The organism is Myxococcaceae bacterium JPH2 (assembly GCA_016458225.1).
Taxonomy (GTDB): Bacteria; Myxococcota; Myxococcia; order Myxococcales; family Myxococcaceae; genus Citreicoccus.
Map to the genome: position 1 here is coordinate 314,788 of JAEMGR010000007.1, position 16,959 is coordinate 331,746.

15 protein-coding genes and 1 tRNA gene are annotated in these 16,959 nt (G+C 69.3%); 6 read left to right on the top strand and 10 right to left on the bottom strand.

Going from position 1 to position 16,959, the window contains the following annotated elements; translation table 11 throughout:
• Position 1 precedes the first annotated feature (1 nt).
• Positions 2 to 778 (bottom strand): hypothetical protein, encoded by a 777-nt coding sequence (locus JGU66_14960; GenBank protein MBJ6762071.1) that lies wholly within the window; start codon positions 776 to 778, stop codon positions 2 to 4.
• A 4-nt stretch (positions 779 to 782) separates the two neighbouring features.
• Complete coding sequence (locus tag JGU66_14965; GenBank protein ID MBJ6762072.1) at positions 783 to 1,358, bottom strand: sigma-70 family RNA polymerase sigma factor; 576 nt, start codon at positions 1,356 to 1,358, stop codon at positions 783 to 785.
• A 164-nt stretch (positions 1,359 to 1,522) separates the two neighbouring features.
• Between JGU66_14965 and serC the strand changes: the two genes are divergently transcribed.
• From serC to JGU66_14985, 4 genes are all read left to right on the top strand, one after another.
• Positions 1,523 to 2,614, top strand: a complete 1,092-nt coding sequence (gene serC / locus JGU66_14970; protein MBJ6762073.1) for a 3-phosphoserine/phosphohydroxythreonine transaminase — start codon at positions 1,523 to 1,525, stop codon at positions 2,612 to 2,614.
• 42 nt (positions 2,615 to 2,656) lie between these two features.
• Entirely contained in the window at positions 2,657 to 3,220 is a 564-nt protein-coding gene (locus JGU66_14975) for a chalcone isomerase family protein (protein MBJ6762074.1), read from the top strand.
• Between the two features lie 216 nt (positions 3,221 to 3,436).
• Positions 3,437 to 5,569 carry a M13 family metallopeptidase gene (locus JGU66_14980; GenBank protein MBJ6762075.1) on the top strand — a complete coding sequence of 711 codons (2,133 nt, stop codon included), beginning with the start codon at positions 3,437 to 3,439 and terminating at the stop codon, positions 5,567 to 5,569.
• 32 nt (positions 5,570 to 5,601) lie between these two features.
• On the top strand, positions 5,602 to 5,850 hold the full coding sequence (locus JGU66_14985; GenBank protein MBJ6762076.1) for a GlsB/YeaQ/YmgE family stress response membrane protein: 249 nt from the start codon (positions 5,602 to 5,604) through the stop codon (positions 5,848 to 5,850).
• A gap of 6 nt (positions 5,851 to 5,856) precedes the next feature.
• Here JGU66_14985 and JGU66_14990 read toward each other — a convergent pair whose 3' ends face one another.
• The 3 genes from JGU66_14990 to JGU66_15000 all read right to left on the bottom strand — a co-directional run bounded on the left by JGU66_14990 (position 5,857) and on the right by JGU66_15000 (position 8,089).
• A complete protein-coding gene (locus JGU66_14990) occupies positions 5,857 to 6,894 on the bottom strand; it encodes a PA0069 family radical SAM protein (GenBank protein MBJ6762077.1) in 1,038 nt (345 codons plus the stop codon).
• 39 nt (positions 6,895 to 6,933) lie between these two features.
• A complete protein-coding gene (locus JGU66_14995) occupies positions 6,934 to 7,782 on the bottom strand; it encodes a hypothetical protein (GenBank protein MBJ6762078.1) in 849 nt (282 codons plus the stop codon).
• A 234-nt stretch (positions 7,783 to 8,016) separates the two neighbouring features.
• Positions 8,017 to 8,089 (bottom strand) — tRNA-Gly (locus JGU66_15000).
• Positions 8,090 to 8,570: 481 nt separating this feature from the next.
• On the opposite strand from JGU66_15000, the gene JGU66_15005 reads away from it, so the two are divergent.
• Positions 8,571 to 10,070: a hypothetical protein gene (locus JGU66_15005; GenBank protein MBJ6762079.1), complete on the top strand. Its 1,500-nt coding sequence runs from the start codon at positions 8,571 to 8,573 to the stop codon at positions 10,068 to 10,070.
• Positions 10,071 to 10,121: 51 nt separating this feature from the next.
• Here the strand turns inward: JGU66_15005 and JGU66_15010 are convergent, their stop codons facing one another.
• A complete protein-coding gene (locus JGU66_15010; GenBank protein ID MBJ6762080.1) occupies positions 10,122 to 11,978 on the bottom strand; it encodes an ABC transporter substrate-binding protein in 1,857 nt (618 codons plus the stop codon).
• Positions 11,979 to 12,135: 157 nt separating this feature from the next.
• Between JGU66_15010 and JGU66_15015 the strand changes: the two genes are divergently transcribed.
• On the top strand, positions 12,136 to 12,975 hold the full coding sequence (locus JGU66_15015) for a discoidin domain-containing protein (protein MBJ6762081.1): 840 nt from the start codon (positions 12,136 to 12,138) through the stop codon (positions 12,973 to 12,975).
• Positions 12,976 to 12,987: 12 nt separating this feature from the next.
• Here the strand turns inward: JGU66_15015 and JGU66_15020 are convergent, their stop codons facing one another.
• The 4 genes from JGU66_15020 to prfA all read right to left on the bottom strand — a co-directional run bounded on the left by JGU66_15020 (position 12,988) and on the right by prfA (position 16,771).
• Positions 12,988 to 13,377 carry a zf-TFIIB domain-containing protein gene (locus JGU66_15020; GenBank protein MBJ6762082.1) on the bottom strand — a complete coding sequence of 130 codons (390 nt, stop codon included), beginning with the start codon at positions 13,375 to 13,377 and terminating at the stop codon, positions 12,988 to 12,990.
• A gap of 135 nt (positions 13,378 to 13,512) precedes the next feature.
• The gene (gene murA / locus JGU66_15025) at positions 13,513 to 14,784 is read right to left on the bottom strand and encodes a UDP-N-acetylglucosamine 1-carboxyvinyltransferase (protein MBJ6762083.1); all 1,272 of its coding nucleotides are present in this window, start codon (positions 14,782 to 14,784) and stop codon (positions 13,513 to 13,515) included.
• 14 nt (positions 14,785 to 14,798) lie between these two features.
• Complete coding sequence (gene prmC, locus JGU66_15030; protein MBJ6762084.1) at positions 14,799 to 15,683, bottom strand: peptide chain release factor N(5)-glutamine methyltransferase; 885 nt, start codon at positions 15,681 to 15,683, stop codon at positions 14,799 to 14,801.
• Positions 15,680 to 16,771, bottom strand: a complete 1,092-nt coding sequence (prfA, locus tag JGU66_15035; protein ID MBJ6762085.1) for a peptide chain release factor 1 — start codon at positions 16,769 to 16,771, stop codon at positions 15,680 to 15,682. Before prfA ends, prmC begins: the two co-directional genes overlap by 4 nt.
• Between the last annotated feature and the right edge of the window lie 188 nt (positions 16,772 to 16,959).

Genomic DNA, 16,959 nt, shown 5'->3' on the forward strand with positions numbered 1-16,959 from the left:
GTCAGCGGGGATTCTGACCGTTCTGGATGCGGACGTCGAACCGCTCCACCGACAGCGGACCCTCCCGCGGCGGTGTCCCGGTCCTGAGCGCCGTGCCCACCTCGTCGGGGGACAGCGGCTCCTCGCCCGGCGCGCCCACCAGCCACAGCGTCAGCCCGCCTGTCTCGCCCTCCAGGCTCACGCCCGCGAGCCCCTCCGGGCCCTCCAGGTCGTGCGTGCCGGACTCCAGCGCGAAGCGGCCCATCAGCTCCGGAGGCTGGCCTGCTCGCTGCTGGAAGAGCAGGGCGCTGCCCGCCTCGGTCGCGTGGTAGCGCAGGAGCAGCACGTCGCCCTCGGGCACCTCCGCGCCCGGGTCCACGCGCCGCAGGTGGCCGTCCGTGCCGCGCGCCACCACCGCCAGCTCCAACGCGATGCGCCCCGCCGGGCCCTTCACGCCCGAGGTCCGGCCGGGGTCCATCGCGCGAGGCACCAGCACCAGTGCCAGCACACAGGCGGCGATTGCCCCCAGCGCCAGGCCCCAGCGCCGCGGAGTGGGGGCGCGAAGCGCGCGGCGGATCCGCGCCAGTCCCACCTCGTCCAGCGCGGGCGCGGGGCGCTGCGGTCCCTGTCCGAGCAGCGCCGCGTCCGAGAGTCCGTCGAGCAGGCCGGGGCCGTCGTGGGTGGCGAGGAAGTCCTCGCAGGTGTCGCAGGGCTCGGCCAGGTGTTCGCGGAAGTGCGCCACGGCCTGCGGCTCCCCCGCCTCCAGGTCGCGAAGCGCTTGGGTGTCCAGGTGTCTCATGACGTCACTCCCTCCGGCCCGCGAGCACGCGCCGCAGCAGCTCGCGCTTGACGCGGGAGCGGAAGCGCTCCAGCCGCATCGTCACGGCGCTCTTGCCCACGCCGAGTTGCTCGGCGATCTCCCGCGCGGACAGCTCGCCCTCGATGTAGAACAACCGCACCGTCTTCTTCTCCTCGCCCTCGGGCAGCTCGTCGATGAGCTGACGCACCACCGCGATGTCCCGTTCCACCTGGAGCGCCTCGGGCATGGCGGGCACGGACTCCGGTCCCGGCTCCGCGGCATCGTCCTCCACCCGTCGGGCGTGGGCCTTGCGCTCCAGGCGGGTGCGGGCGCGATTGCGCGCGATGCTCAACAACCAGGCCTCGAAGGCGCCCACCTCCTTCAGCCGGGGCAGCGCCCGGAAGGCCCGGACATACGTCTCCTGGATGATGTCCTCCACCTCGTCCGGGTCCAGGGTGGCGAAGCCGGCCACCAGCCGCGCCACCATGGGCCGGGTGTGCCGGTACAACTCGCTGAAGGCGGACGCTTCCCCACGGGCAGCCCTTCGCACGTGTTCCGCCAGACCCTCCGAGGAACCCACCTGACCTCCAGACCCGCGTGACCGAACGCCGGCCACGCCCCTCCGATATACGCCGGCCGGGCTGCGGGGAAGCAGTCAGAGCACTCGCTTCTTCGTGCTGGCCCCCAGGGGGGCCTCGGGGGGAAGAATGCGGGCCTCGCTGACTCCCTCTCAAGGACCTTGCCATGCGCATCATCAACTTCAACCCCGGCCCCGCCGCCATGCCCCTGCCGGCGCTCGAGCGCGCCCGAGACGAGTTGCTCGATTTCCAGGGCTCCGGCATGTCCATCATGGAGCACAGCCACCGGGGCAAGGTCTACGAGGCGGTCCACGACGAGGCCATCTCCCTGCTGACCCAGATGCTGGACATCCCCGCGACCCACCAGGTCGTCTTCCTCACCGGGGGGGCCCACCAGCAGTTCGCGCAGGTGCCGATGAACTTCCTCACCCCGGCCGCGCCCAGCGCGGACTACCTGGTGACGGGCGGGTGGAGTGAGAAGGCCCTCGAGGAGGCGAGGTACTACGGGACGCCGCGCGTGGCCGTCACCACGGTGGGGCCGGACAAGCGCTACACCCGCGTGCCCACCCAGGCCGAGCTGCGGTTGGACCCCGGCGCGGCCTACGTCCACTTCACGTCCAACAACACGCTGTTCGGCACGCAGTGGCACACGTTCCCGGAGGTCGGGAACGTGCCGCTGGTGGCGGACATGTGCTCGGACTTCCTCTGGCGGAAGTTCGACGTGAGCCGCTTCGCGCTCCTGTACGCGGGCGCGCAGAAGAACCTGGGGCCCTCGGGCGTCACGGTGGTGGTCGCGGCCAAGGACTTCATGGCGCGGGGCCGCCAGGACATCCCCAAGGTGTTCCGCTACTCGGTCCACGCGGAGAACAACTCGCTGTACAACACGCCACCCACGCTGGCCATCTACCTGGCCCGCAACGTCCTCGGGTGGATCCGCGACCTGGGCGGGCTGGACGCGGTGGAGCGCCGCAACCGCGAGAAGGCCGCGCTCTTGTACGCCGCGCTGGACAAGCACGCGGGCTTCTACCGCGCCCCCGTGGAGCGCGACTCCCGCTCGGTGATGAACGCGGTGTTCTACCTGCCCACCGAGGCGCTCGACGCCACCTTCGCCGCCGAGGCGCTCAAGGCGGGCATGGCGGGCCTCAAGGGACACCGCAGCGTGGGCGGCATCCGGGCGTCGCTCTACAACGCGGTTTCGGTGGAGGACGTGCGCGCCCTGGTGTCCTTCATGGACCACTTCGTGAAGACTCACGGGTAGGCTGCGTCCAACACGCGAAACAGCCCCACCCTGGAGGAGTCCATGAAGAAAGCGACCCTGTCCGCCCTGTTGCTGTCCCTGACGCTCGCGGTTCCCGCCCTGGCCAAGGAGGTCGCGGGGGTGAGCTTTCCCGACACCGTCCAGGTGGATGGCAAGGCCCTGAAGTTCAACGGCGCGGGGCTGCGCAAGAAGATGATCTTCAAGGTCTACACGGCGGGCCTCTACCTGGAGACCCCGTCCCAGGACGCCGCGCAGGTCATCAGCTCGGATCAGGTCAAGCGCGTGCGGATGACCATGCTGCGCGACCTGGAGAAGAAGACCATCGTCGACGCCATCACCGACGGCTTCAAGAAGAACGCGGGCGCGGGCTTCCCGGCCCTCAAGGCGCGGCTGGACACGTTCGCCTCGGCCATCCCCGACCTGAAGAAGGGCGATGAGCTCATCCTCACGTACACCCCCGGCCGCGGCACGCGCGTCACGAGCAAGTCGGGCCAGGAGATCGACGTCGAGGGCAAGGACTTCGCCGATGCCCTGTTCTCCGTGTGGCTGGGCAAGGATCCGGTGGACTCGAGCCTGAAGGAAGGGATGCTCGGCAAGGACGACTGAGCCTTCCGCCCAGCCCTGGAAGTGAAGACGCCCCGCGACTCCAAGAGGAGACGCGGGGCGTTCTGCTGTGCAGGGGTGTCGCGCCGCGTCGTGCCCCCTGGGGAGAGGATGCGCCGGGGTGCTTGCCGGCCGCGGCAGACTTCTGGAATGAAGGACCCAGTCGGTCGTTGACGCCCGTCTGACGTGGACCACCCCCCCGGCCCCTGTCCCTGCTTCCTGGAGATTGCTTTGAAGAGACTGGCACTGCTTGCCGCCTCCTGTGTTCTCGGCACCGCCTGCAAGACGGCGGAGCCCGCTCCCGAGCCCCCGCGCGCCACTCCGGTGGTCACCGCGCCGGCGTCCCCGCCCGCCGCCGAGGTCGCGGTGGCGGATGCGACCAGGCCGGTGCCTCCGGGCCTGGACCTGGCGGTGATGGACACGTCGGTGAACCCCTGTGACGACTTCTACGCCTACGCGTGCGGCGGCTGGCTGAAGGCGACGGAGATTCCGGCGGACCGCTCGCGCTGGTCGCGCGGCTTCGAGACCGTGGCCGAGCGCAACGAGCAGGTGCTGCGTGACATCCTCACCAGCGCCGCGGCCACCAAGTCCGCCGACCGCTCCACCCAGATGCTCGGGGACTACTACGGCGCCTGCATGGACGAGGCGGCGCTCGAGCAGTCCATGCCCGCGCTCAAGACGCAGCTCGCGAAGCTGTCGTCGCTCAAGAGCGCCAATGACCTGGCCAAGACGGTGGCGTGGCTGCACGCCCGCGGCGTGGACGCGCTCTTCCGGATCACCTCGGATCAGGACCTGAAGGACGCCACGCTCGTCATCGGAGTGGTGGACCAGGGCGGCCTCGGCCTGCCGGACCGGGACTACTACCTGAAGGACGACGCGAAGATGAAGGAGGCGCGCGTCGCCTATCAGGAGCACGTGAAGAACGTGTTCCTCTTGCTCGGGGACAAGCCGGAGATGGCCACGCGCAAGGCGCAGGGCATCCTGGCCATCGAGACCCGGCTCGCCGGCGCCGCGCTGTCCAAGGTGGATCGTCGCGACCCCGAGAAGACCTACCACCGGCTGGAGCGCAAGGGCCTGCAGACGACGGCGCCAGCCTTTGGCTGGGACGTGTACTTCAAGCAGGTGGGGCTGCCCGAGGGTGACGCGCTCAACGTGGCGCACCCGCCGTTCTTCCAGACGGTGTCCGCCATGGTGCGCGAGCAGCGCCCGGGCGACTGGGGTCCCTACCTCGCGTACCACTTCGTGGACTCCGTGCGAGACACGCTGCCCAAGAAGCTCCAGGAGGAGTTCTTCCGCTTCGAGTCCTCGGTGCTGACGGGCGCCAAGGAGGACATCGCGCGGTGGAAGAAGTGCGTGCGTGCCACGGACGCGGCGCTGCCGCACGTGCTGGCGCAGCCGTTCATCGCGCGCACGTTTGGCGCGGACGGCAAGGCCACCACCAGCGACATGGTGGGGCAGATCGAGAAGTCCTTCGAGCGCAACCTGGACACGCTCGCGTGGATGGACGCGGAGACGAAGGCCAAGGCGCTGGAGAAGGTCCAGAAGATCACCAACAAGATTGGCTACCCGGACGTGTGGCGCAGCTACGAGGGGCTGAAGCTGGACCGCGCCTCGTTCCTCCAGTCGTACCTGGCCACGGAGGCCTTCGAGCAGGCCCGTCAGCTTCGCAAGGCGGGCAAGCCGGTGGACCGCGCCGAGTGGCTGATGTCGCCGCCGACGGTGAACGCCTACTACAACCCGGCCACCAACGAGATTGTCTTCCCCGCGGGCATCCTCCAGCCGCCGTTCTTCAACCGCGAGGCCTCGGCCCCGGTGAACTTCGGCGCCATGGGCATGGTGGTGGGACACGAAATCACCCACGGGTTCGACGACGAGGGCCGCCTCTTCGACGCGGATGGCAACCTGAAGCAGTGGTGGACGGACGCCTCGGACAAGGCGTTCCGTGAGCGCGTGGCGTGCGTGCAGCGCCAGTACGACGGCTACACCGCCGTGGACGACGTGAAGGTGAACGGCAAGCTCACCCTGGGCGAGAACGTGGCGGACCTGGGCGGCCTCAAGCTGTCCTTCGCGGCCATGCAGGCGTACCTGGCGGCCCACCCGGAGAAGGCCACCGAGGCCCAGGCGTACCGCTTCAGCCCGGCGCAGCAGTTCTTCCTGGGCTACGCGCAGTCGTGGTGCTCGAAGATTCGCGACGCCGCCGCGCGTCAGCGGGCGCTGACGGACTCGCACTCGCCCGCGTTCTGGCGCGTCAACGGGCCGGTGACGAACCTCCAGCAGTTCCAGCAGGCCTTCTCGTGCCAGGCTGGCGCGAAGATGGTCGCCCCCGCTGCGAACCGCTGCGAGGTCTGGTAGGTCCCGGACCATCCAAGGAGGACGGCATGGGAATGGGAATCTGTTCGTGGCTGGTGCTGGGCGGTATCGCGGGGTGGCTGGCCAGCATCATCAAGGGCACCAACGCCCGGATGGGGCTGTTCGCCAACATCTTCACCGGCATCGTCGGCGCCATGGTCGGCGGCTGGGTGTTCAACCTCATCGGCGGCCGAGGCGTGACGGGTTTCAATCTCTACTCGCTGGGCGTCGCCACGGCGGGGGCCGTCCTCCTGTTGACGCTGTTGAAAGCCATCTCCAAGTAGCGCGGCTCAGAACAGGCTGAGCTGCGGAGAGGCAGGAGGCTTGCGCTCCGGACGCCGGAAGGTGTCCGGAGCCGCCTCGGTGATGGCGGACCCGCGGATGCCCAGCCGGCGCGCCGTGGTCTGGAAGAGCTGGTCGATGCTCTGGGCGTAGAGGCCCTCGCCGCGCATGCGATGCCGGAAGCGCGAGTCATTCAGCTCGCCGCCGCGCGTCTCGCGGATGCGGTGCAAGACACGGTCGGCCCGGAGCGGCAGCTTCGCGCGCAGCCGCTCCTCGAAGACCTCCTTCACGGGACCGGGCAGCCGCAAGAGCGTGTAGTGCGCCCGGGTGACGCCGGCCTCGCGCGCCGCGGTGAGCACGCGGGCGATGTCCTCGTCGTTGAGGCCCGGGATGATGGGCGCCACGGAGACCGCCACGTCGATGCCCGCCTGGACGAGCCGCTCGATGGTGACCAGCCGACGCTGGGGCGAGGCCGCATAGGGCTCCATCGCGCGCGCCAGCTCCGGTTGATGGAAGGGCAGGCTGATGCTGACCCAGAGTCGCGCCTCCCGCGCCAACTGCTGGAGCACGTCCAGGTCCCGCTCGATGAGCACCCCCTTGGTGATGATGCCCACCGGGTTGCGGTACTCGGCGCAGACCTCCAGGCACTGGCGGGTGAGTCGCAGGGACGCCTCCAGCGGCTGATAGCAGTCCGTGACACCGCTGAAGACGACGGTCTCGCCTTTCCAGGACGGGCGCTCGAACGCCTCGCGCAATAGCTCCGGCGCGCGAGGCTTCACCACGATGCGGGTCTCGAAGTCCGTTCCCGCGCCCAGGTCCAGGTACTGGTGCGTGGGGCGCGCGTAGCAGTACGCGCAGGCATGGAGGCAACCTCGATAGGGATTGGCGCTCCAGTCGAAGCCGACGTCCGGGCTGTCGTTGTGCGACAGCACGGAGCGACTGTGGTCCTCCCACACCTCCAGCCGTGAGGGAGGAATCTCGTCGAGGTACTCCACCGCGGTGCTCGCCCAGGGGTTGGGCGGGTTGTCGATGGGACGGGCTTTCACGCCCCTACGGTGTGGCTGAAAGCCCGTTCAGTCAAGCCTTTAGCAGCCCGTGTTGTAGGCGGACAGGAAGAGCGTGCGGTCCGTGGCGTCCACGGTGCCGTTGCCATCCACGTCCGCGGCGAGCTGGCCCGCCTGCCACGCGTTGAGGAAGGCGGTGCGGTCCGCGAGGTTCACGGTGCCGTTCACGTCGTAGTCGGAGGGGCAGAAGAGCTGCAGGTCGAGCGACCACGAAGCGGAGGCCGAGCCGTTGCCCTGGCCCTGGGCGTCCACGAGTGCGGAGACGTCACCCTGGAGGGTGTACTGGCCCGCGGGAATCCAGCCGGTGCGCGTGGAGGAGTCTTCGCCGTCGAGGTTGCCGATGTCGAGCGAGAGGATGGGGCGGGTCGCGGTGATGTCGGCGATGTAGAGCAGGGCGGTGGAGCCGCCGAACTGGTACGCGCCGATGTACGCGTCCGAGGCCGCCTGCGCGCTGCCGGACACGACGTAGCGCGAGACGCGGTTGACGTTGAAGGTCAGGTAGAAGTCCGCGTTGCCCTGGCCCTGGCCGCGCGCGGACGGATCCATGGCGACGCCGCGAGCGGTGGCGGAGACCGACGCGGTGATGCGCGAGGCTCCGATGGTGGACTGGCCCGTGCCGGAGCCATCCGCGTCCACGCGGCTCTTCGAGTCCTCGTACTGGGTGTTGGCCTTCAGCACGATGCTGTCGCTGAACGGCGCGAAGCCGGTGGTGCCGTGGGAGTCCGAGTGGACGACGTTCGTGATGGCATCCACGGCGGAGATGCCGGCGGAGACCGAGCGGCTGCCCTGCACCGGGGTGATGACCTGGGCCTGGGCGGCGGTGGCGACAACGAGGGGGAGAGCACCAACACACATCGACACGAGACGCATGCGTACCTCAGGGGGACTGCGGGGAGAGGCGCGCACCTTACGTTGGTTGCCTGACATTTCGGCGTGCCGTCGTTGTCACGACGTGCGGGGAAGGAATGCGAACTCGCGATCCCAAGCTTGGGAAGCTTGGGGTCACCTGTGCGAGGCGGAGTCCACGTCACCGGGTGTGGCGGAGTCCGCAGAACGAAAAAAGGCCGGTGGTCCTTGAAAGGAACCACCGGCCTTCAGTTCGTGAGCGGCGGAAGGGATTCGAACCCTCGACCCCGAGCTTGGGAAGCTCGTGCTCTACCAACTGAGCTACCACCGCAGAAGTGCGCCGGGTGTACCGCAGCCCTCCGGGACCGTCAAGGACGTTGCGGCCCACCTGAGGCGCGACTTTCAGAATCCGCTGCCTCGGACTTGGGGCGCGCTTCCGCACCTTGGGCGGAGGGCGGCACGCTGTTGAACCGGGGTGTCGGCTGGCGGACCGAACCCCATGCGGACTCGCATCCGTTGCCTCCGGATTGATGGCGCCCAGGAGGCCGGCCGGCGACCTCCACCGCAGGAGGGGATGTGCTCCGGGGTGGCGATGTCGTGTCCCGAAAATGGATCCGTCCGCGGCTTCGTATGGTTGGCGCGCGATGAGCTCCGTTCGGGGCTCTCGATGAATCGCATGCGTCCGCGCGGGCTCCGATACATGGCTCACGCTCATGTATTGCCATGGCCTTGAAAAGACTTTCACAGGCTGGAAGGGCAGGAACCCAGGCGTTCCTCGCTGTCTGGGGCAGTGATATTGGCGACGGATGCGAATGAACAGGCGATGGCTCTCGGTGACGTTCTTGGGAATGGCGCTGGGGTGGGGCGCCTGTGGTTCGGATGAGCCCACCCCTGACGCTGGCGTGCTCTCGGATGGCGGCACGGATTCGGGAGTCTCGGGCGGTCGTGATGGTGGGGGAGACGCGGGGAACACCAGCGGAAGTGACAGCGGTGTCGATGCGGGTACCACGGGCGGAAGTGACAGTGGCGTCGATGCCGGAAGCGATGGGGGCTCGGACGCGGGGACGCAGGTCGACCCCACGCTCGAACAAGGAGACGGCGTCTCGCGGGAGACCGCCACGGTGGGCGGAATCGCGGTGGACCGTTACACCTGGACGGACTCGCAGGGACGTCCGCGCACGGTCTCACTGAAGCGCGAGTCGGCTTCGAGCCACGGCGGCTACGCCGTTCAGCTGACCTATCAAGTGAAGGCCGGTGCGAGCTGGCGCACGGTGACGGTGGACGGCACGACCGGCGGCGAGCGCGGCTACGGCTACTTCGTGGCGCACGAGCTGTATCGGAGCTTCGACAATGGTTCCTCAGGGACCATCGCGGGGCTGCATGGAGAGGACGACTCGCCGCTGGGCGTGGGCTTCGCGGTGCAGGGGACGCACTCGGCCATCACCGCGGGCTCGACTTCCATCAGCCACACCTTCACGACGCGCTATCCGAAGTGGGGCACGCGCGCGGCGATGGCGGATGTGACCGCCACGACTCCGGCGGCGGCGAGCGCGCACCAGAAGTTCCTGGTGCCGGTGAGCATCCGCTGGGTCTTCCAGAAGGGGATGGACTTTCCGCGCATCGACACTCGGGTGGACTTGAGCGAGCCAAGCGCGGGACAGCTCTCCTTCGACATGCGCGGTCCCTATGGCGTCGTCGAGTTCGCGGACTCGGACGTCAACGCGCCACTCAACAACGTGCAGTGGGGGGATGCGCGCGGTCACTTCACCACGCTCGCGCCCGCCGCGGGTTCGCTCACCACGCAGGCGAACTGGACCTGGAACGAGCCCATTGGCTCCGCGCGCAAGTACCACGCGCTGCTCGCGCGGCACTCGAGCACCGGCGTGCTCTATGAAATCGGGCTCGTCGAGATGAAGCTCGGCGCGGACACGGGGCTGGTCCACGGCGTGTACAGCGACAACAACGGGACGACGAAGACCGCGTCCGGTCATGCGCTGCTCAGCGCGGGCTTCTCCGAGGGCGAGTGGTCGTATCAGTCCGCGCAGTACAGCGGGCTGACCAGCTCGTCACCCGCCACGGGGAAGAAGTTCGCGTGGGGGACGAGCCCGTTCTACGGCTCCTCGCTCACCACGGTGTACTTGAGCTCCGACTTCAGCGTGCCCATCGCCGCGTTTCCGGCGTCGCGGCTCCTGATGTCGCGCACGTGCCTGGTGCTCGGTCTCTCCACGTTCACGGACGCGAGCCCGAAGTCGCTCACGCGCGTGACGGCGGAGAATGCTTCGCCCAGCTGCGCGACGGCCGAGCCGCTCTGAGTCCTCGCGGTGCCCTGCGCCCCGGTGGAAGTCCGGGGCGCGGGCTTCGCGCTACTCCGCCTCTTCGACGGTGAGCTGGTACGAGTCCTGGAAGTTGGCCTCGCGGTTCTTCGCGTCGCGGACCTCCAGGACGTAGACGCCCGGCTCGGCGCTGTAGCGGATGACCTCGGGCTGGTCGCCCTTGGCGCGGTCCGCCGTCTGCACGAGTGACAGCTTCCCGTCCGAGCCCACGCGGTGCAGGTACAGGCCCACGTCCACCTTGAGGATGCCCAGCAGCGTGGCCTTCAGGGACGTGCGCACCGGCCGGTCCGACAAGTCCAGTCGGAAGTAGTCCACGTCCTTCACCGGATACACCGTGCCGCGCACGGCCTTGCCGGCCGTGAGGTCCTGCGCGCGGTCCGGGGTGTTGTTGGGCTCGCGCTCCTCGCCGCCGTTGTCCGGCACCGTGGTGACGGTGACGCGGTAGGGCTGATCCGGATTCTCGAAGTCCTTCACCCACTTGCCGTCCACCTTGCGCGACGCGCCTTCCACTCGGAAGTAGCAGGTGTCCTGGCAGGCCACGTTGTTGAGGCGCTCGGGCTCCTTCACCGCGCCGTCGTTGGCGCGCAGCAGCACCGTCTCCGCCTTGCCGTCACCCTGGGGCGGCTCCACCATGGACAGCACGAGGTCCAGTCGGTCGACGCCGGTGACCTCGACCTTGGCGAGCACGGGCTCGCGGGTGCGGAGCACGAAGTTGTCCACGTCACCCTTGGGCGACAGGAAGCCCTCGCGGTAGCCCGAGCCACCCAGCGGCGTGGCCTTGAGCAGCTCGTCGTTGGGCTCCAGCTCCGCGTGCGCGCCCGCCTCCTCCTGGGAGACGGTGAGCGTATAGGGCCGCTCCGCGTTGAACGTGCGGCGGGCCTCCTTGCCGGTGCCGACCCAGCCGCTCTTCACCACGACGTAGACGATGCGGTCCGTGGCGCGCACCCCGATGTTGCGCAGCGCGAGCGCCTCGCCTTCCTTGCCGCGCAGGCTGAACAGCGTCGCCTCCGCCGCGGAGAGCACCGACAGCTCGGGGCGCACGCCCTCGATGGCGGACAGTTCAATCTTCAGCGCGACCGACGGAATCTCCGGCTCCACCGCCGGGCCCGCGTCCGCTGCCGCGGCTCCACCGTCCTCGGCGGGCGTTGCCTCGGGCGCGGGGGCGGGCGGCTCTCCTCCCGCGAAGGTGCCTTCCGCAGCCGGTGCCGGCGCGGCCTCGGTGGGCGCGACGTCGGGCGTTGCGGGCGCGGCGCCGCTGTCGAGCGCGGGCGGCGCCTCGGTGGCGCCGGGCGGCCCGGGAATCTCCACGCGATACCAGTCTTCGTCTCCCGCGTGGCCGAGGAAGGCCGTCACCGGCTGGCCCAGCGCGAGGGCGACCGCGTCCACGGCCCGGTCGTTGGGCTCGTGCTCCTCGCCATCATTGGGCGCGCGGAACTTCACCTGAAGCGTGTAGGCCCCGCCCACGCCCTTGCGCGAGGGGGCAATGCGCACCCAGCGCTCGCCGTCCACATAGAGGTTCGGGAAGCGCTCGCCCTTGCCGTCGCCCTCGCTGTTGACGCTGGCGAGCCGGTTGCGGTCGCGGTCGTAGACCTCCAGCGTGATGTCCCCGCCGGGCAGCCCCGTCACGGACACGTCCGCGATGCGCGGCGCGGAGGGCGCCAGGCGGTACCAGTCCTCGTCGGCCTTGTTGGGCTCGGCGGTGAGGCCAGCCGTCACATGGCTGTCGCGGGTGAGGGTGAGGGCCTGCTCCGGGCGCTCGTTGGGCTCCTGCTCCGAGAGCTGCGCGGGGCCCGTCTCCAGCACTCCTGCGTCGGCTACGGATGCCTCGTCCTTCTTGCAGCCGACCATGGTTGCGGCCAACACGCAGACCCAGCCCCAACGTCGCATCACGTTCTCCTCCGCACAGTCCGCCTTCTTTTCCCCCGGGTGACCGGGTGTCAAGCACCCCCAACCTCGGGCCGGGCGCTTTCATCCCTCCCAGCCGGGCGAGGCGCGGATGCCCCGGATTGGATCACCGCGCCTGGGGCGATCCAAGATGCGACCCATGCGAAGCCTCCCCTGGGTCTGCCTGCTGCTCGCCTCCCCCTCGCTCGCCGCAGCGCCCGCGCCGGGGTATGCGCGGGCAGAGGACTACCTGGAGCGGGAGCAGCACCCCGAGCGCTACGCCCCCGCCAACCTGCTGGATGGGCGGGACAGCACCGCATGGTGCTCGCCCGCTGGGACCACGGCTGTCCCGGTCGTCATCGGCTTCAAGGAGCCCGTCACCGTGGAAGAGGTGCGCGTGTACACGGGCGACGGCACGACTCGCGAGGCCTTCAAGGCCCACGCCCGCGCGAAGAAGCTCGTGCTCACCACGACGGAGGACTCGCGCGGCCTCACCGTGGAGGACAAGCGCGGGCTCCAGCCCGTTCCCCTCAACCCGCCGCTCGTCGGCTCTCGCTTCACCCTGGAGGTGGCGGATCGCTTCCGAGGCGCGGAGGACGGCGCGCCCGTCTGCGTGACGGACCTGGTGCTCTACTCCGGCGGCAAGCCGCTGAATGGCACCTTCCTGGCGTCGCGCCTCAAGTACGACCCGGCCGTGACGCCGTTCCTGGGCACGTGGTTTGGAGGCATGGAGGGCGCGCCCGAGCGCTTCCTGTCCTTCTTCGCGGATGGCACCTGGCGCTTCTCGCTGGAGCCCCTGGAGGGCGGCGAGCACACCGTGGTGACAGGGACCTACACCGCCTCGGGCGGACGGCTGACGCTCGACGTGCCCAAGAAGGGCAAGGTCGTGGTGCGTCTGGAGCGGGTGGGGCCTCGGGACGAGGCCAACACGGGGGGGCGGATCGAACTGGATGGCGCGCTCCCCGAGGAGTGGGGGCGCGCCTTCCGCCATCAGCCCTGAGTGCGCCCGGGCCTACAGGGCCGCCAGCTTCTTCTTGGCACCGAAGTGCCGGAAGAACTCGACGATCTCCTGCATCGCCACCTGGATGTCCTGCGCGTCTTGGAACTCGGACTCCAGGAAGATGCCGCCGCAGGACTCGCAGGTGTCGTAGTGCAGGGGGTGCTGCCGGTCCCCTCCATCCACACGCACCAGATCGACCTGGCACTCGGGGCACTGGCCCGTGAGGGCCTCGGCGTCCATCTTGCCGCCCTGGCTCTCCAGCCCGGGGAGGTTGTTGTGGAGCAGGACCCGGTTCAGGTCCGCGACGTCAATCCAGAGCCCGCCGCACTCTCCACACTTCCGCAACGTCTGATCGTCCCCCTCGAGATCGGCCATCTCGACGTTGCAACCGGGGCAATTCATGGGGCGGTTCATTCTCCTGAAGGGGGGAGCAGTGCTCCCGAGTAGATGGAGAATGATAGGTCGCGCGAAAATTGGGATGCAACCCGTGTGAGGGGTTCTGTTCTCAACGTCGCGTCCGAGACCTTTTGCACCCTTTCAGCCCCGGGCCTTCACCCGGCGGATGTCCGCGCCCAGGCTGCGCAGCTTGCGCTCCAGCCGCTCGTAGCCTCGGTCGAGGTGGTAGACGCGGCTGACCTCGGTCCGTCCCTCGGCCCTCAGGCCGGCGAGGATGAGGGACGCGCTCGCGCGCAGGTCCGTGGCCATCACCTGCGCGCCACTGAGGCCCTTCACACCCTTCACCACCGCGGTGTGCCCCTGGATGGTGATGTCCGCGCCCAGCCGGTGCAGCTCCGGCACGTGCATGAAGCGGTTCTCGAAGATGTTCTCCGAGATGACCGACGTCCCGTTGCTCACCGACATCAGCGCCATGAGCTGCGCCTGCATGTCCGTGGGGAAGCCTGGATGCTCGGTGGTCGTGATGTTCACCGCGGTGGGCGTGCGAGGGGCCTTGCACCTGAGGCCGCCCGCCTCGACGGTGATCGTGCAGCCGGCCTCGCGCAGCTTGTCCACCACGGCCTCCAGGTGCTCGGCCTGGGCGTGCTTCACCAGCACGTTGCCGCCGCTGATGGCGGCCGCCACGAGCAGCGTGCCCGCCTCGATGCGGTCCGGGAGGATGGCGTGGTCCACGGGCTTGAGGCTGTCCACGCCTTCAATCGTGATGACGGACGTGCCCGCGCCCTCGATGCGCGCGCCCATCTTGTTGAGCACCCGCGCCAGCTCCTCCACCTCGGGCTCGCGCGCGCAGTTCTCCATGACGGTGTGGCCCTTGGCCAGCGCCGCCGCCATCATCACGTTCTCGGTGCCCGTCACGGTGATGACGTCGAAGTTGACCGTGCCGCCGCGCAGCTGCTTCGCCCGCGCCTCGACGTAGCCCTCCGTCAGGTGGATCTCCGCGCCCAGCGCCTTGAGCCCCTTGAGGTGCTGATCGATGGGCCGCGCGCCAATGGCGCACCCGCCCGGCATGGACACCCGCGCCCGCCCGAAGCGCGCCACCAGCGGCCCGAGCACCAGGACGCTCGCCCGCATCGTCTTCACGAGCTCGTACGGGGCCTCGGGGGTGATGGGCCCCGTGACGGCGACCTCGCACACGTCCTTCTTGCGGCCGGTGAGCCGCGCGGCCTCGCAGCCCATGGTGCGCAGCACCTCGAGCATGGTGGCCACGTCCGCCAGGTCCGGGACGTTGCGGAAGGTGTGCGTGCCGTCCGCGAGCAGCGCGGAGGCGAGGATGGGGAGCGCCGCGTTCTTCGCGCCCGAGGCCGCCACTTCGCCATGCAGCGGCTGCCCGCCCTTCACGATGATCATGTCCATGCTGTCCGCCGTCCTCAGCCTTGTGGCCCGCTGGCCACGGGCTGTGTCCCAAAAGCCATCCGCTCGCGCCGCTCCAGGTCCTTCTCCACGCGCGCGTCGGAGTAGCCGGCGGCGCGCAAGAGCTCCAGGACCGCGGGGCCTTGCGTCTCGCCAATCTCCATTGCAAGGAGGCCGCCAGGCTCCAGGAACCGCCGAGCGTCCGTCACCACCCGTCGGATGAGCTTCAAGCCGTCCGGTCCGCCGTCGAGCGCCATGTGCGGCTCGTGCCGCACCTCGGCAGACAGGCCCGGGATGTCACCCGCGTCCACGTAAGGCGGGTTGGACACCACCACGTGGAAGCGAGCGTCGGCCGGGACAGGACCGAGCAGGTCGCCCTCCAACACCGTCACCCGGTCCGCCACCTTGAGGGCCTCAGCGTTGGCGCGCGCCACGGCGGCGGCGCCAGGAGACAGGTCCGTGGCGAGGACGGTGGCCTGGGGCCGCTCGGCCGCGAGGCTGATGGCGATGCAGCCGGAGCCCGTGCACACGTCCAGGGCTCGCGAGGGCGCGTCCTTGGGCAGCGCGTGCAGGACGGCCTCCACGAGCAGCTCGGTCTCCGGGCGGGGGATGAGCACGCGCGAGTCCACCCGGAAGGGGCGGTTGTAGAACTCCTTCACGCCGGTGAGGTACTGCGTGGGCTCACCCGCGAGCCGCCGCTCGATGAGCGCGCGGAACGTGCCCAGCTCCTCCTTGGCGAGGGGCCGGTCCAGGTCCACGTACAGCCGCACCCGTCCCGTCTGGAGCACGTGCGCCAGGAGGATCTCCGCTGTGAGGCGCGGAGCATCCACCTGCCGCTTCTCGAAGTGCTGCGTCGTCCAGGTGAGGACCCTGCGGATGGTCCAGGTCTCGCCGCCGCTCATGCTTCGCTGGCGGGCCGTCCGCCGCCCGTCTGAGCCTTGAGGGCCTCAGCCTGGTAGTGGGTCCGGCAGGCCGTGATGATGTCCTCGACCGAGCCCGCCATGATGGCCGGCAGGTTGTGCACCGTCAGCGCGATGCGGTGGTCCGTGAGCCGGTCCTGCGGGAAGTTGTACGTGCGAATCTTCTCGCTGCGGTCGCCGGTGCCCACCTGGGCGCGGCGTGTGGAGTCGCGCTCGTTGCGGATGCGCTCCTGCTCGATTTCATAGAGCTTGGCGCGCAGCATGCGCATGGCCATGGCGCGGTTCTTCCCCTGGCTCTTCTCCTGCTGGCACTTCACCACGATGCCTGAGGGCTTGTGGATGAGGCGCACCGCCGAGTCCGTCGTGTTGACGCTCTGGCCGCCGGAGCCCGTCGAGCGCATCACCTGCATCTCGATGTCGGCCGGGTTCACCTGCACGTCCACTTCCTCGGCCTCGGGCATCACCGACACGGTGATGGTGGAGGTGTGGATGCGCCCCTGCGTCTCCGTGGCGGGCACGCGCTGCACCCGGTGCACCCCGGACTCGTACTTGAGGTGGCTGAACACCGCGTCGCCCGACAGCGTGAGCGTGGCGTCCTTCACGCCGCCCGCGTTGCCCGCGCTCATGTCGATGATGTCCGCCTTCCAGCCCTTGCGGTCCGCGTAACGCAGATACATCTGCATCACTTCTTCGGCGAAGAGGGCCGCCTCGTCGCCGCCCGCGCCCGCGCGGATCTCCAGGATGACGTTCTTCTCGTCATTGGGGTCCTTGGGCAGCAGGAGGATCTTGAGGGAGGCCTCCATCTCCTCGCGCTGCTGCTTCAGGCCCGGCAGGGCCTCGCGCGCATAGGCCTTCTCGTCCGGGTCGGAGCTGCCGAGCCAGGCCTCCACCTCGCCGAGGTCCGCGAGGACCTTGCGGTAGGCGCGGAACGCCTCGACGAGCTTCTCCAACCCCGCGCGCTCCTTGGAGACCTTCTGGAGCTTCGAGGTGTCGGCGAGGATGTCGGGGTTCGACAGGTCGGCGGTGAGGCGGTCGAAGCGCCTTTCGACCTCTTCCAGTTTGTCAATCATCGTCAGTCCCGGGGGGGTATTGCCCCTTTGTCCGCCTGCTGGCAAGGGTGGAGGCCGTCAAGAAACTTCTTGGCCGCTCGGCCAGGGGCATGAAAGAAGATGCCCCGTCGCCGCCTCGTGCGGCCAGTTTCACGCCCAACACGGAGTCCTTCCACATGCCTGCCCAGAAGGGAAATCGTTCCAAGAAG